Here is a 13,705-nt window from a genome sequence, read left to right as displayed (position 1 = left end):
AGGGGCGCGGGGAACTGCGCAATCTTTTGGGGGTTCGGGGGCGAAGCCCCTGAGTCAGGGACGGGAATGGGTAGGGGCGGCGGGGGCGAAAAAAGGTCATGTCTCCGTCGTGGCCGCACCCGACAGGCCCAGGAGTAGGACCCGGGTGAAGTCGTGGACCCAGGTCGGGGTGATCGGGTCGGTGCAGACGAGGGTGCGATGGACCACCGCACCGGCGACCATGTCGAAGATGAGATCGACGGTACGGGCGGCGGTCGAGGGGTCGGACTCCGGAGGGAGTTCGCCACGGACCTGGGCCCGCCGCCGCCCTTCCAGGACCAACCGCTTCTGGCGGTCGACGACCGACGCCCGGATCCGCTCCCGCAGCGCATCGTCGCGGGTCGACTCGGCGAGCACCGCCATGAGCCCGCTCTTGGCCTCAGGCCGGGCGAGGATCGCCGCGAACTGGAGCACCACACCCTCGATGTCCGCCGCGAGGCTCCCCCGGTCGGGCAGCTCCAGCTCGTCGAAGAGCGCCGCCACCGCGTCGACCACGAGTTCGTTCTTGCCCGCCCAGCGACGGTAGAGGGTTGTTTTGGCGACGCCGGCACGCGTCGCCACGTCCCCCAGCGTCAGCTTGGACCAGCCCAGTTCGACGAGAGCCGCACGCGTCGCCGCCAGGATCGCGGCGTCCGCGGCGGCGCTGCGGGGACGCCCGGTGCGGGGGGCGGAGGTGCGGCTCTGCATGCCGGTGACCATATCCGGGGACTGCTGAGTAAGGGGATTCCGTGGAGCCGTGAGGGAGATCACCGATGTGGGCTTCCCGGGATCCCCCGGGTCCAGTTACGCTACGACCCGTAGCGAAAGATCGTACGCGAGCGACAACCGCGCGGCGTCAGGTGGGGACCCGGCGCCAGGACCGACGTTGACCAGTACTGGACCACGTGAGCGACCAGCTTTCACAACGCTTTTCACAGACGCGCGCGGAGGGGGGAGGATAGACGCATGCAGCCACGGAACATGTCCATGAGCGGAGTCGTCGACCTCGCCGCGGTGAAGGCGGCCCAAGAGGCCAAGGCGAAGGCGGAGCAGGCGCGTGCGGAAGCGGCGCGGCAGGGCGGCGGAGCCGTCTCCGCGGTGTCGCCGTCGAGTCTCGTCATCGACGTCGACGAGGCGGGTTTTGAGCGGGACGTCCTGCAGCGCTCCACCGAGGTGCCGGTCGTCATCGACTTCTGGGCCGAGTGGTGCGAGCCGTGCAAGCAGCTCAGCCCGCTCCTGGAGCGGCTCACCGCCGAGTACAACGGCCGGTTCGTCCTCGCCAAGATCGACGTCGACGCGAATCAGATGTTGATGCAGCAGTTCGGGATCCAGGGGATCCCGGCGGTGTTCGCGGTGGTGGCCGGGCAGGCCCTGCCGCTCTTCCAGGGCGCCGCACCCGAGGCCCAGATCAGGGGCACCCTCGACCAGCTCGTGCAGGTCGCCGAGGAGCGCTTCGGTCTGACGGGCCTGGCCGTCGACCCGGACGGCGAGCAGGGCGGGCAGGGTGAGCAGTCCGCGGAGCCCCAGGTCCCGGCCGGTCCGTACGACGCGCTGCTCGAAGCCGCCGTACAGGCCCTGGACGCGGGCGACTTCGGCGGCGCGGTGCAGGCGTACAAGAACGTGCTGAGTGACGACCCGGGCAACACGGAGGCCAAGCTCGGCCTGGCCCAGGCCGAGTTGCTCCAGCGGGTGCAGGGCGCCGACCCGCAGCAGGTGCGCAAGGAGGCCGCCGACAACCCCGGTGACGTACCGGCGCAGATCGCCGCCGCCGACCTGGACCTGGTGGGCGGCCATGTCGAGGACGCCTTCGGGCGGCTCGTCGACGCGGTCGCGCGCACAGCGGGTGACGACCGGGACGCGGCGCGCGTACGGCTTCTCGAGCTCTTCGAGGTGGTGGGCGCCGACGACCCGCGTGTCGCCGCGGCGCGCCGGGCCCTGGCCCGGGCCCTGTTCTGACCAGTCGCTAAACGTCGGGACCCGTGGTGCCCGAGTGAAGGATTTGGCGACAGAGCGATACTGCGGCCGCGTTTTACCAAAACTTGGTAAACGCGGCCGCTGTTACTGCGAGTAAGTCAGAGGCGGTGATCTGTCGGATTCCGTCCAAGGTTCGATCACTTTGTCACCGCCCTTGGTGCCACCCAGAGTTGTCGGCCGATACCGACGGGTCGTTGTTCGGTTATCCGGCCGTTACTAGCCAGTAACGAACCCCCTTGTGCGGGCGGCGAGAATGCACCACGATCGGCGACGCTCGGTCCATTCCCCCTCTCCGACAGCCAATCGGGTCAGCGGGTTTCCTTGGGTCCCCACCGAGTAGGGACGGCGGCAGTGGAGCCGGCCCTTGGGCAGGGGGGTCTTCACCGTTCGGTGGAGCCTGTCCGGCAGGTTGTGCGTGAAGTGTTCAGGCGCGACCAGTGGTTGTCGCTCGGGGGTGATCGCCGGTGATTCGGGTGCGTTCCGCGCCTCCGGGTTGGGGCGCTCTCCTTCCCGAGGACGTAGCACTTCTCCCATCCCTGCCCGGCTGAGCCGCCGTCTGGGGGCAGCCAGGGCCGGAGATGTACGTCCGAGAAGGAGGAAATATGGAGTCCCAGGTGCGTGGCGGGACCAGATGGAAGCGGTTCGCGGTAGTCATGGTGCCCAGCGTGGCCGCGACCGCCGCGATAGGTGTCGCCCTGGCTCAGGGTGCTCTCGCCGCGTCGTTCAGCGTGTCGGGTCAGTCGTTCAAGGTGACGGCGGACCGGCTCGACGGTGTTGGCTTCTCGCAGTACGGGGCCATCGACCAGGGCTACACGCTCAAGGGTGAGAAGACGGCGCACCCGGTTGCGGTGTCGGCGTTCAAGAGCGCCAAGATCACCAACATGTGTCAGTCCGTGGTCACCCCGGACATCCCGTTGATCGGCTCCGTCAGCCTGACGCTGAAGGCCGGCGGCGGCAGCACGCCGGTCGAGGCCGAGAACCTCTACATCGACGTCGAGGATCTGCAGGCCAACGCGACCTTCCGCAACATCGACATCGGTGTTGCCGCCGGAGACGCCACCAAGGGTCCCGGTATGAAGGGCGGCAAGGAGCAGGCGAACCCCTACGGTTTCGCCCAGCAGGCCGAGTCGGCCACGCTGACCGACGTGAAGCAGACGGCGTGGGCGACCACCGCCGGCACCTTCAAGCTCAGCGGCCTGAAGATGTCGCTGTCCAAGGGTGTCAAGGAGTGCTACTAGGCACTCCGTGGGCGGGTGAGGGGGCCTGCGCTGCCTCACCCGCCCGTCCCTTTTCGTAGTACGTGAAACCCTCAGCAACGCCGTTCCAGGGAGCTGTTTTCCATGAGCGCCGAGACTCCTGCCGCGCGCGGTCAATTCCACATCTGGCGGCTGCGGTTCCGTGCCTGGCGGGGCGGCCGGCCGTTCTGGGCGGGCCTGTTCATCCTGATCGCCGGATTCCCGATCGCATACCTTCCGTACGCGAACCTGCAGATCGGGCATCTCACGCTGGCCATGGCGACGACCGCGGGTGCGGGGTCCCTCATCATCGGCGTGCTCCTGGGTGTTCTCGGAATCAGCCTCTGGTACCAGAAGCACATCCGGACCTTCGCCGGTGTCGCGGCGATCCTGCTGGGCCTGGTCTCGCTGCCGGTGTCCAACTTCGGAGGCTTCTTCGTCGGCTTCCTGCTGTCCCTGGTGGGCGGCGGAATGGCCGTGGCCTGGGCCCCGGGCGAGGAGCCCGCCGCGCGCCCGGCCGAGACGGACCGTACGGACAAGGGAGACGCCCCGGAGGCCGCACTGGCCAACGGAGCGAGCGAGCCGAACGATCTGTCAGGAACGAGCCCGACCAACGGGGCGAACGGGAGGCACAGTGCCGGCTGACGAGGTCCAATACGCGGGCCCCGCGGGGGAGTCCCGTGAGAGAACCGGGCCGCGGCACGCAGCCCCCAAGAAGCCGTTGTTCACCAGGTTGCACGTGCCCGCGGGCAAGGCGATAGCCATCGCGTCGATGCCGACGGCGATCCTCATGGGGATGGGCTTCACGCCGACGCTCGCCCGGGCCGAGGACAAGCCGTCGGCGAAGAACCTGACGATCGACGAGTACAAGGACTGCGTCGACGCGCTGGAGGAGGAGACCGAGGAGGCCAAGGACGACGCGTCCCCCACGCCGTCGCCCTCCGCCTCGACGAGCACTCCCGCGGACGACGAGAAGGAGCCCAGCTCCTCGGATTCGTCGGGTTCGGACACGCCGGGCTCGGGCTCTTCGTCGGATTCAGGTTCCGACGACAAGCCCGAACCGACGCCGTCCGCCTCGGAGTCCAAGGCGCCCGCCGAGAACACCGAGCCGACGCCGACGCCCACCCCCTCGGCGTCCGAGTCGAAGAACCCGCTCGACCCTCTGGGTGTCGGTGAGGCGATCAAGGACATCTTCACCCCCGACGAGGAGGAGACGGCGACCCCGACCCCGACTCCCTCCGCGTCGACCCCCGCGGCCGAGAAGCCCGCCGAGACATCGGCGGACAAGGCCGAGGACACGGCGGACAAGGCCGAGGACACGGCGGACAAGGCCGAGGACACGGTGGAGAAGGCCGAGGACACGGTCGAGGACGTCACCGACGCGGCGACCGATGCCGCCGAGGACACCGCGGAGAAGGCGGAGGAAGCGGCCGACGACGCCACCGCGTCCCCGACCCCCAGCCCGTCCGCGAGCTCCACCACCGACCCGGACGACTGCCCGGCCGCCACCGACGACGAGGGCGGTGTCGAGCAGGGCATTCCCGCCCTGGCCGACGACCCCTGGCAGCTGGAGGCCAGTTCGCTGCTGCTCAAGGGCGCCGACTACCAGGGCATCGTCAAGGTGAAGACCGCCAGCGGCAAGGTCAAGGAGGTCCTCAAGTACGTGATCTCCGACGGCACCGACATCGGTGACCTGCACCAGACCGTCACCGACAAGCAGGCCGGCAAGACCTACCACGTGCAGGCGGGCAAGGGCACCACGTCCACCATCCGCGACGGTAAGACGGTCATGTACACGGAGAGCATCTCCGGCAACCTGCTCGGTCTGATCCCGATCACGTTCGACCCGGAGCACCCGCCGCCGCTGAACATCCCGCTGATCTACTTCACGAAGGTGAAGGTCATCCAGGCCGCCCAGTTCGGCGGGACGCTGACCGTACCCGGGATGCACCAGTTCACGACCGACTGACCCGGACGCGACGGACGGGCCGTACGCGGCCGTCCGGCCGTCCACCGGAGCCAACGACCTCCGGGAGCCGCAAAACACGCTGAGGGCGCCCCCTGCGCGGCAGGGGACGCCCTCAGCGGCGTACAAGGCCGGTACGGGCCAACAGGCGGCCGTACGGGCGGGATCAGCCGCCCAGGTGGTGCACGCGGACCATGTTGGTGGTGCCGGGGACACCGGGGGGCGAGCCGGCGGTCATCACGACGATGTCGCCCTCGCTGAAGCGGTTGAGCCCCCGCAGCTCGTTGTCGACCAGGTCGACCATCTCGTCGGTGCTGTGCACGAACGGCACGACGTAGGACTCGACGCCCCAGCTCAGCGCGAGCTGGTTGCGGGTGCTCTCCTCCGTGGTGAAGGCCACGATCGGCTGCGCCGCGCGGTAGCGGGACAGCCGGCGGGCGGTGTCACCGGAGTTGGTGAAGGCCACCAGGCCCTTGCCGCCCAGGAAGTCCGCGATCTCGCACGCGGCACGGGCCACCGAACCACCCTGCGTACGCGGCTTCTTGCCGGGCACGAGCGGCTGCAGGCCCTTGGAGAGCAGCTCCTGCTCGGCCGCGACGACGATCTTCGACATCGTCTTCACGGTCTCGATCGGGTACGCGCCCACACTCGACTCGGCCGACAGCATGACCGCGTCCGCGCCGTCCAGGATCGCGTTGGCGACGTCGGAGGCCTCGGCGCGCGTGGGGCGGGAGTTGGTGATCATCGACTCCATCATCTGGGTCGCCACGATCACCGGCTTGGCGTTGCGCCGGCACAGCTCCACGAGGCGCTTCTGCACCATCGGGACCTTTTCGAGGGGGTACTCGACGGCGAGGTCGCCACGGGCCACCATCACACCGTCGAAGGCCGCGACGACGGCGTCCATGTTCTCCACCGCCTGCGGCTTCTCCACCTTGGCGATGACGGGGACCCGGCGGCCCTCCTCGTCCATGATCTTGTGCACGTCGTTCACGTCGTGGGCGTCGCGCACGAAGGACAGCGCCACCAGGTCGCAGCCCATCCGCAGGGCGAAACGCAGGTCCTCGACGTCCTTCTCGGACAGCGCCGGCACGTTCACGGCGGTGCCGGGCAGGTTGATGCCCTTGTGGTCCGAGATGACACCGCCCTCGATGACGATCGTCCTGACCTGGGGGCCCTCGACCGCGACGACCCGCAGCTCGACGTTGCCGTCGTTGATCAGGACCTGGTCGCCCTTGGAGACATCGCCCGGCAGACCCTTGTACGTGGTGCCGCAGATCGACTTGTCGCCCGGGACGTCCTCGGTCGTGATGGTGAACTCGTCACCCCGCTCCAGCTCCACGGGGCCCTCGGCGAAGGTCTCCAGCCGGATCTTGGGGCCCTGCAGGTCGGCGAGCACGCCGATGGCGTGGCCCGTCTCCTGTGCGGCGGCCCGGACCCGCTCGTAACGGCCCTGGTGCTCGGCGTGGGAGCCGTGGCTGAAGTTGAATCGGGCCACGCTCATGCCGGCCTCGATCAGCGAGACGAGCTGCTCGTGGGAGTCGACGGCGGGGCCCAGTGTGCAGACGATTTTGGAACGGCGCATGGGGCGATCCTATCGGTTTGTTTCGCTACGGAATATTCCGTCTGGTGGAAGATACAAATGGGCGGGTACGCGCTCAGGCGTGGGCCTGGCCGGCTTCCTCGGTGCTCTCTTCGAGCGGCTCGTCGGCTGCTCACCGGCGGCTCCTCAGGCGTTCCCGTTCCCCACGAGTGCGTAGGTCTGGTCGGCGATCTCCAGTTCCTCATCGGTCGGTACGACGGCCACCGCGACCCGCGCGCCCTCGGGCGAGATCAGCCGCGGCTCGCCGGCCCGTACGGCGTTCAGCTCGCCGTCGACCGCCAGGCCCAGCGCCTCCAGGCCCGCGATCGCGGCCTCGCGCACAGGAGCGGCGTTCTCGCCGACGCCCGCCGTGAAGGCCACCGCGTCGACCCGGCCGAGCACCGCGTAGTACGCGCCGATGTACTTCTTCAGTCTGTGTATGTAGATGTCGAAGGCGAGCTGGGCCTGTGCGGCGTCCTCGGCACCCTCGTCGATGCGGCGGCGGATCTCCCGCATGTCGTTGTCGCCGCACAGGCCGATCAGACCGCTCCTCTTGTTGAGAAGAGTGTCGATCTCGTCCGTGGACATCCCGCCAACACGCATCAAATGGAAGATGACCGCGGGATCCATGTCACCGGATCGCGTACCCATCACGAGCCCCTCCAAGGGCGTCAGTCCCATGGAGGTGTCCACGCACCGGCCCTTCTCGACCGCCGACGCCGAGGCGCCGTTGCCGAGGTGCAGCACGATGACGTTCACCTCTTCCGGCGACCTGCCGAGCAGCGCCGCCGTCGCGCGGGACACGTACGCGTGCGAGGTGCCGTGGAAGCCGTACCGGCGGATGCGGAGCTCGTCGGCGGTCTTCACGTCGATCGCGTAGCGGGCCGCGGCCTCCGGCATCGTCGTGTGGAACGCGGTGTCGAAGACGGCGACCTGCGGGAGGTCCGGGCGCAGCGCCCGGGCGGTACGGATGCCGGTGAGGTTGGCCGGGTTGTGCAGGGGCGCCACCGGGATGAGGCGCTCGATCTCGGCTATCACGGCGTCGTCGATGACGGTCGGCTCGGTGAAGGTCTTGCCGCCGTGCACGACCCGGTGGCCGATCGCGGCCAGCTCGGGGGAGTCCAGGCCGAGCCCGTCCTTGGCCAGCTCCTCGGCGACGGCCTTCAGGGCGGCTTCGTGGTCGGCGATCGGCCCGGTCGTCTCGCGGGACTCACCGGTGGCGAGGGGCGTGTGCTTCAGCCGGGAGGTCTCCTCGCCGATGCGCTCGACGAGGCCCACGGCCAGCCGGCCGGCGTCGCTCATGTCGAGCAGCTGGTACTTCAGCGAGGAGGAGCCTGAGTTGAGGACGAGGACACGGGTGGCTGTCACTGGGCGGAGGCCTTCTGGGTCGGGGAGGTGGCGGGGGTGGGGCCCTGCTGGGCGGCCTGGGCCTGGATCGCGGTGATGGCGACGGTGTTCACGATGTCCCCGACCAGGGCGCCGCGGGACAGGTCGTTGACCGGCTTGCGCAGGCCCTGGAGGACCGGCCCGACGGCGATCGCGCCGGCCGAACGCTGCACGGCCTTGTACGTGTTGTTGCCGGTGTTGAGGTCCGGGAAGATCAGCACGGACGCCTGCCCCGCGACCTCCGACTCCGGCAGCTTGGTGGCCGCGACGGTCGGCTCGACGGCGGCGTCGTACTGGATCGGCCCCTCGATCTTCAGGTCGTCGCGGCGCGAGCGGACCAGCTCGGTGGCCGTGCGCACCTTGTCGACGTCCGCGCCCGAGCCGGACGTGCCGGTCGAGTACGACAGCATCGCGATCCGCGGCTCGACGCCGAACTGCTCGGCGGTGGCGGCCGACTGGATGGCGATGTCGGCCAGCTGCTCCGCGTTCGGGTCGGGGTTGACCGCGCAGTCGCCGTAGACGAGGACCTTGTCGGCGAGGCACATGAAGAAGACCGACGAGACGATCGACGCTTCCGGCTTGGTCTTGATGATCTCGAAGGCCGGGCGGATGGTGGCCGCCGTGGAGTGCACGGACCCGGACACCATGCCGTCGGCCAGGCCCTCCTGGACCATCAGCGTGCCGAAGTAGTTCACGTCCGAGACGACGTCGTACGCGAGCTCGACGGACACGCCCTTGTGGGCCCGGAGCTGGGCGTACTTCTCGGCGAACCGGTCGCGCAGCTCGGAGGTCTGCGGGTCGATCAGCTGGGCGCCGCCGAGGTCGACGCCGAGGTCGGCCGCCTTCTTGCGGATCTGGTCGACCGGGCCCAGCAGGGTGAGGTCGCAGACACCGCGGCGCAGCAGCACCTCGGCGGCGTGCAGGACGCGGGCCTCCGTGCCCTCGGGCAGCACGACGCGCCGCTTGTCGGTGCGGGCCTGCTCCAGCAGCTTGTGCTCGAACATCATCGGCGTGACCCGCCCGCTGCTGGGCGCCGAGACCCGCTTCAGCAGGCCGCCGGTGTCGACGTACCGCTCGAAGAGACCGAGGGCCCGCTCCGCCTTGCGGGGGGTCGACGCGTTCAACTTCCCTTCCATGCCGAAGAGTTCCGACGCGGTGAGGAAGGAGCCGGTCTCGACCGCGACCACCGGGGTGCCGGGGGCGAGGCGGGCGGCGAGGGTGAGGACGAGGTCGCTGGGCCGCTCGTTCAGGGTGAGCAGGACGCCCGCGATGGGCGGGGTGCCGGCGCTGTGCGCGGCGAGGGCGCCCACCACCAGGTCGGCGCGGTCGCCGGGGGTCACGACCATGCAGCCCGGGGTCAGGGCGCCCAGGAAGTTCGGCAGCATGGCGCCGCCGAAGACGAAGTTCAGCGCGTCGCGCGCGAGCCCCGAGTCGTCGCCGAGGAGCACCTTGCCGCCGAGGGCGTGGGTGATCTGGGCGACCGTCGGCGCGGAGAGCGCGGGCTCGTCCGGCAGTACGTAACACGGCACGGGGAGGCGGTTGTCGAGCCGCTCGTGTGTCTCGGCGCGGTCGGCCGGGGTGACCCGGTTCACCACCATCGCGAGTACGTCGCAGCCGAGGCCGTCGTAGGCGCGGAACGCGTTGCGGGTCTCCGCGAGCACCGACTCCGAGGTCTGGTTGCGGCCGCCCACGACCGGGATCACGGCGGCGCCGAACTCGTTCGCCAGCCGGGCGTTGAGCGCGAGCTCGTCGGGGAACTGCGTGTCCGCGTAGTCCGTGCCGAGCACGAGGACCACGTCGTAGTCGCGGGCCACCCGGTGGAAGCGGTCGACGAGCTGGGAGACCAGCTCGTCGGAGCCCTGCTCGGCCTGGAGCGCGGACGCCTCGTGGTAGTCCATGCCGTAGACCGTCGCCGGGTCCTGGGACAGCCGGTAGCGGGCCCGCAGCAGCTCGAAGAGACGGTCGGGCCCGTCGTGGACGAGGGGGCGGAAGACCCCCACCCGGTCCACCTGGCGGGTCAGGAGCTCCATGACTCCCAGCTCGATGACCTGGCGGCCGTCTCCTCGGTCGATCCCGGTCACGTACACGCTGCGCGTCACGCGTGCTCTCCGTTTCCTCCGATAGCGGTAAAAAGACAGCCGTTATCATCGGCTGTGCCCTCTTGACAATACCTCCGGGCATGATTACGGCGCCCGTCGCGGCGGGGGCGGACGGCGGCTCCGCCAAGGGGGAGCGGGGGCTTGAGGGGCGCGCCGAGGGCGTGCGCAGGCGCGACGGGCGCGGACAGCGCCCCCCTGTCGCCCATGAAACAATCGGACTGGCTCTCAGGTACCACAGGAGAAACAGCCCAACAGCGAGCAGGAGACACAGCACGATGCGCATCGGAGTTCTCACCGCAGGCGGCGACTGCCCGGGGCTGAACGCAGTGATCCGGTCGGTCGTGCACCGAGCCGTCACGAACTACGGAGACGAGGTCATCGGCTTCGAGGACGGTTACGCGGGACTGCTCGAAGGCCGCTTCCGAGGCCTCGACCTGGACGCCGTCAGCGGCATCCTCGCCCGCGGCGGCACCATCCTCGGCTCCTCCCGCCTCCAGCGCGACCGCCTCCGCGAGGCCTGCGAGAACGCGCAGGACATGGCCCGCGAGTTCGGCATCGACGTACTGATCCCGATCGGCGGCGAGGGCACGCTCACGGCGGCGCGCATGCTGTCGGACGCGGGCCTGCCGGTGGTCGGCGTCCCCAAGACGATCGACAACGACATCTCCTCGACGGACCGCACGTTCGGTTTCGACACCGCGGTCGGGGTTGCCACCGAGGCCATGGACCGCCTCAAGACGACCGCCGAGTCCCACCAGCGGGTGATGGTCGTCGAGGTCATGGGCCGGCATGCCGGCTGGATCGCCCTGGAGTCCGGCATGGCCGCCGGCGCCCACGGCATCTGCCTGCCCGAGCGGGCCTTCGACCCGGCCGACCTGGTCAAGATGGTCGAGGAACGCTTCGCGCGGGGCAAGAAGTTCGCCGTCGTCTGTGTCGCCGAGGGCGCCCACCCCGCCGAGGGCACCATGGACTACGGCCACGGCGCGATCGACCAGTTCGGCCACGAGCGCTTCCAGGGCATCGGCACGGCGCTCGCGTACGAACTGGAGCGCCGCCTCGGCAAGGAGGCCAAGCCGGTCATTCTCGGCCACATCCAGCGCGGCGGCACACCGACCGCGTACGACCGGGTGCTGGCGACGCGCTTCGGCTGGCACGCGGTCGAGGCCGCGCACCGGTCGGACTTCGGCCGGATGACCGCGCTGCGCGGCACGGACGTGGTGATGGTGCCGCTGGCGGAGGCGACCACCGAACTGAAGACGGTCCCGAAGGACCGGATGGACGAGGCGGAGTCGGTCTTCTAGGACTCTCAGGAAGTCGGTTTCCAGGAGGTCGGTCTTCCAGCGGCCCGGGGCTTCTCAGTAGCCGGTGTCATCCGGTGTCGGCGGCTGTCAGGCGCTGTTGCGCTGGACCACCGACCAGAAGCGGTCGACGATCCGGTCCAGGAAGTCCCGGCCCGCGTCGTCGGCCTCACCGGCGGCCGCCCCGCCGCTCCAGCTCAGCGTGGCCACCATCTGCCCCTGGTACTCGGTGTGCAGCGCCCGCAGCACATCACCCACGAGCCGCCGGTCCAGCGGCAGCAGCTTGCCCACCGGGCGTACGTACGCCTGCCAGCGGGTCGTCACCGCGTTGCGCAGCATCTCCGCCAGCTTCGGCTCGTGTCCGGTGACCGTGACGAGGTCTGCCAGGGAGAGGTCGAGCACCTCGGCCAGCGCCGCGGACTGACGCTCGTTGCCGCGCCACTCGTCCGCCTCCTCCATCCCTACGTACACGAGGAGTTCGAGTCCCACGGCGCGCGCGACGTCCTCGGGCGCGAGACCGCGCGCGATCCGGTGCTCGCGCAACGTCCGCGGTGCGCCGATGAGATCGCCCGGCGAACACCACAACACACCCGCGAGCGCGGTGAGTTCGGTACTGCTCGGCGCGGCTATGCCACGCTCCCAGGCGACGACGAGGTCCGGGGTCACATAGGGCAGCCCGAACGACGCCTGCATGCCGTACGCGACATGCTCGGGGCCCATACGGAGGGCGAGGCGCAGCTTGCGGGCGGCCGGGGCGTCGAAGGGCGGGGTGGGCTGTTGGGCCGACGGTTGGTGCACGCGCACAACGTATGGGGGCGGGGCTGCGATGACTACGGTCTGTTCGGCCAGGAATACGGATCGTGCGAACCTACGGTTTCGGATGTCTGTCCGAGGCCTGTTCGGGGTGGCCGAAGATCAGCTGGTGGCCGGGCGGTGTGGAGATCAGGATGTCGGGCAGGGGCTCGTGCGGACGAGTCGGACGGACGGATCGAAGGTGGCAAGCGCCGTGAGCAGGATCGAAGGGCATATTCGCGAGCGACTGCTTGCGCCGAACTTCTGGCATCTGGCGACCGTGGGCGCGGACGGGGCGCCGCAGGTCTCGCCCATGTGGGCGGACCTCGAAGACGAGTACGTCATGGTCAATACGTCAATGGGCCGCGTGAAGGAGGAGAATCTTCGGCGCAATCCGTTCGTTTCTCTGTCCCATCACGACACCGTGAACCCCTATGACCGGGTGGAGATCCGGGGGGAGGTCATCCGCTTCGTCGAGGGCGAGGCGGCCGAGCGGGCCATGGACCGACTCACCCAGAAGTACATCGGCGAGGACCGGTATCCGTGGCTGCTGCCGGGAGAGCGCCGCGTGATGATCCTGATCCAGCCGACGCGGGTACGGCATGTGGTGGGCGTGGAGAAGTTCCGGCCCGGGGTGCTTCCCACCCTTCCCGAGGCCTCCGAACCCGCCGAGTGACGCCGGCCCGTCTTTCCCTGTGACACGAGCCTGCCCGTCCCGTTGTCGGTGCCGACTGACAGGATTCGGAGATCAAGTCGGCCCAGGCGAAGGCGGGTTCAATGAAGGTTCTTGTCGATGACGAGGTACATGTCGACTACGGGCAGATCTTCGTGGAGAGCGGCGACGGCGAATGCGACCTCCACGATGCCTTCGGTGGGCAGGAGGGTGTCGGGCTCTGCGGGGGCGGGACGGACGGGAAGCTGTTGCTGCTGACCGGTCTGTGGATCGGCGGCGTCGGCCTGACCGTCGAGCTGCATGACAGCCGGCCCGCGCCGGACGAGACGTGGGAGGAGATCGTCGAGGTCCCGTTCCGGCCGGTGTCGCAGGAGACGACGCTGCGGCAGTGGAACGGGAAGGTCCGGTGGGAGCTGGGACTGGAGGAGCGCGACTACCGCGTGCGGTACTCCGCCAGTGGGATGGATGCCGGCCGGAGCAAGAACGTCCGGGAGGACGACGAGCCGCAGACGGACGACCGCTACCTGCTGCAGTTCTGGCCCGCCCAGCCCGAACCGGCCCGACTGCTCAAGCAGACCAGCCGCACAGCCGCGACCTGGCACGACTTCGCCACGTCCCCCGTGGGCTGACCGCTCGAACGGATCCGGTGGCCCTTCCCGAGGGTCGGAGTCGGACTCGCGGG

Annotated in this window: 12 protein-coding genes; 7 read left to right on the top strand and 5 right to left on the bottom strand. The window is 69.5% G+C overall.

What is annotated here, in order from left to right; all coding sequences use genetic code 11:
• Positions 1-96: 96 nt before the first annotated feature.
• Positions 97-726 carry a TetR/AcrR family transcriptional regulator gene (locus tag ACFWXQ_RS47465; RefSeq protein WP_383949999.1) on the bottom strand — a complete coding sequence of 210 codons (630 nt, stop codon included), beginning with the start codon at positions 724-726 and terminating at the stop codon, positions 97-99.
• A 258-nt stretch (positions 727-984) separates the two neighbouring features.
• On the opposite strand from ACFWXQ_RS47465, the gene ACFWXQ_RS47460 reads away from it, so the two are divergent.
• From ACFWXQ_RS47460 to ACFWXQ_RS47445, 4 genes are all read left to right on the top strand, one after another.
• Positions 985-1,974: a tetratricopeptide repeat protein gene (locus ACFWXQ_RS47460; protein WP_383950001.1), complete on the top strand. Its 990-nt coding sequence runs from the start codon at positions 985-987 to the stop codon at positions 1,972-1,974.
• A gap of 620 nt (positions 1,975-2,594) precedes the next feature.
• Positions 2,595-3,230 carry a DUF6230 family protein gene (locus tag ACFWXQ_RS47455; RefSeq protein WP_055614527.1) on the top strand — a complete coding sequence of 212 codons (636 nt, stop codon included), beginning with the start codon at positions 2,595-2,597 and terminating at the stop codon, positions 3,228-3,230.
• A gap of 102 nt (positions 3,231-3,332) precedes the next feature.
• Positions 3,333-3,872 (top strand): DUF6114 domain-containing protein, encoded by a 540-nt coding sequence (locus ACFWXQ_RS47450; RefSeq protein WP_055614528.1) that lies wholly within the window; start codon positions 3,333-3,335, stop codon positions 3,870-3,872.
• On the top strand, positions 3,862-5,196 hold the full coding sequence (locus tag ACFWXQ_RS47445; RefSeq protein WP_383950006.1) for a hypothetical protein: 1,335 nt from the start codon (positions 3,862-3,864) through the stop codon (positions 5,194-5,196). Before ACFWXQ_RS47450 ends, ACFWXQ_RS47445 begins: the two co-directional genes overlap by 11 nt.
• Before the next feature lie 163 nt (positions 5,197-5,359).
• On the opposite strand, the gene pyk is transcribed toward ACFWXQ_RS47445, so the two are convergent.
• The 3 genes from pyk to pta form a co-directional block, all read right to left on the bottom strand.
• Positions 5,360-6,778, bottom strand: coding sequence for a pyruvate kinase (pyk, locus tag ACFWXQ_RS47440; RefSeq protein ID WP_383950009.1), 1,419 nt, complete (start codon positions 6,776-6,778; stop codon positions 5,360-5,362).
• Between the two features lie 144 nt (positions 6,779-6,922).
• Positions 6,923-8,143 carry an acetate kinase gene (locus ACFWXQ_RS47435; RefSeq protein WP_383950012.1) on the bottom strand — a complete coding sequence of 407 codons (1,221 nt, stop codon included), beginning with the start codon at positions 8,141-8,143 and terminating at the stop codon, positions 6,923-6,925.
• Positions 8,140-10,260: a phosphate acetyltransferase gene (pta, locus tag ACFWXQ_RS47430; protein WP_383950015.1), complete on the bottom strand. Its 2,121-nt coding sequence runs from the start codon at positions 10,258-10,260 to the stop codon at positions 8,140-8,142. Before pta ends, ACFWXQ_RS47435 begins: the two co-directional genes overlap by 4 nt.
• 275 nt (positions 10,261-10,535) lie before the next feature.
• On the opposite strand from pta, the gene ACFWXQ_RS47425 reads away from it, so the two are divergent.
• Positions 10,536-11,561 carry an ATP-dependent 6-phosphofructokinase gene (locus ACFWXQ_RS47425; protein WP_383950018.1) on the top strand — a complete coding sequence of 342 codons (1,026 nt, stop codon included), beginning with the start codon at positions 10,536-10,538 and terminating at the stop codon, positions 11,559-11,561.
• Positions 11,562-11,648: 87 nt separating this feature from the next.
• On the opposite strand, the gene ACFWXQ_RS47420 is transcribed toward ACFWXQ_RS47425, so the two are convergent.
• Positions 11,649-12,362 (bottom strand): helix-turn-helix domain-containing protein, encoded by a 714-nt coding sequence (locus tag ACFWXQ_RS47420; RefSeq protein WP_383950021.1) that lies wholly within the window; start codon positions 12,360-12,362, stop codon positions 11,649-11,651.
• 202 nt (positions 12,363-12,564) lie between these two features.
• On the opposite strand from ACFWXQ_RS47420, the gene ACFWXQ_RS47415 reads away from it, so the two are divergent.
• Together ACFWXQ_RS47415 and ACFWXQ_RS47410 are read left to right on the top strand one after the other, a co-directional pair.
• A complete protein-coding gene (locus ACFWXQ_RS47415; RefSeq protein WP_383950024.1) occupies positions 12,565-13,026 on the top strand; it encodes a PPOX class F420-dependent oxidoreductase in 462 nt (153 codons plus the stop codon).
• A gap of 101 nt (positions 13,027-13,127) precedes the next feature.
• Positions 13,128-13,652, top strand: coding sequence for a hypothetical protein (locus ACFWXQ_RS47410; protein ID WP_383950027.1), 525 nt, complete (start codon positions 13,128-13,130; stop codon positions 13,650-13,652).
• The last annotated feature ends 53 nt before the right edge of the window (positions 13,653-13,705 follow it).

This window comes from Streptomyces sp. NPDC058697, from assembly GCF_042715345.1.
Taxonomy (GTDB): domain Bacteria; phylum Actinomycetota; class Actinomycetes; order Streptomycetales; family Streptomycetaceae; genus Streptomyces; species Streptomyces liliifuscus.
The sequence above is the reverse complement of the archived record's forward strand: the minus strand, read 5'-3'. Positions and strand labels throughout refer to the sequence as shown.

Coding starts and splice junctions, on each gene's coding strand:
- ACFWXQ_RS47410 (WP_383950027.1), top strand. CDS start 13,128: ATGAAGGTTCTTGTCGATGACGAGGTACATGTCGACTACGGGCAGATC.
- pyk (WP_383950009.1), bottom strand. CDS start 6,778: ATGCGCCGTTCCAAAATCGTCTGCACACTGGGCCCCGCCGTCGACTCC.
- ACFWXQ_RS47455 (WP_055614527.1), top strand. CDS start 2,595: ATGGAGTCCCAGGTGCGTGGCGGGACCAGATGGAAGCGGTTCGCGGTA.
- ACFWXQ_RS47465 (WP_383949999.1), bottom strand. CDS start 726: ATGCAGAGCCGCACCTCCGCCCCCCGCACCGGGCGTCCCCGCAGCGCC.
- ACFWXQ_RS47450 (WP_055614528.1), top strand. CDS start 3,333: ATGAGCGCCGAGACTCCTGCCGCGCGCGGTCAATTCCACATCTGGCGG.
- ACFWXQ_RS47460 (WP_383950001.1), top strand. CDS start 985: ATGCAGCCACGGAACATGTCCATGAGCGGAGTCGTCGACCTCGCCGCG.
- ACFWXQ_RS47425 (WP_383950018.1), top strand. CDS start 10,536: ATGCGCATCGGAGTTCTCACCGCAGGCGGCGACTGCCCGGGGCTGAAC.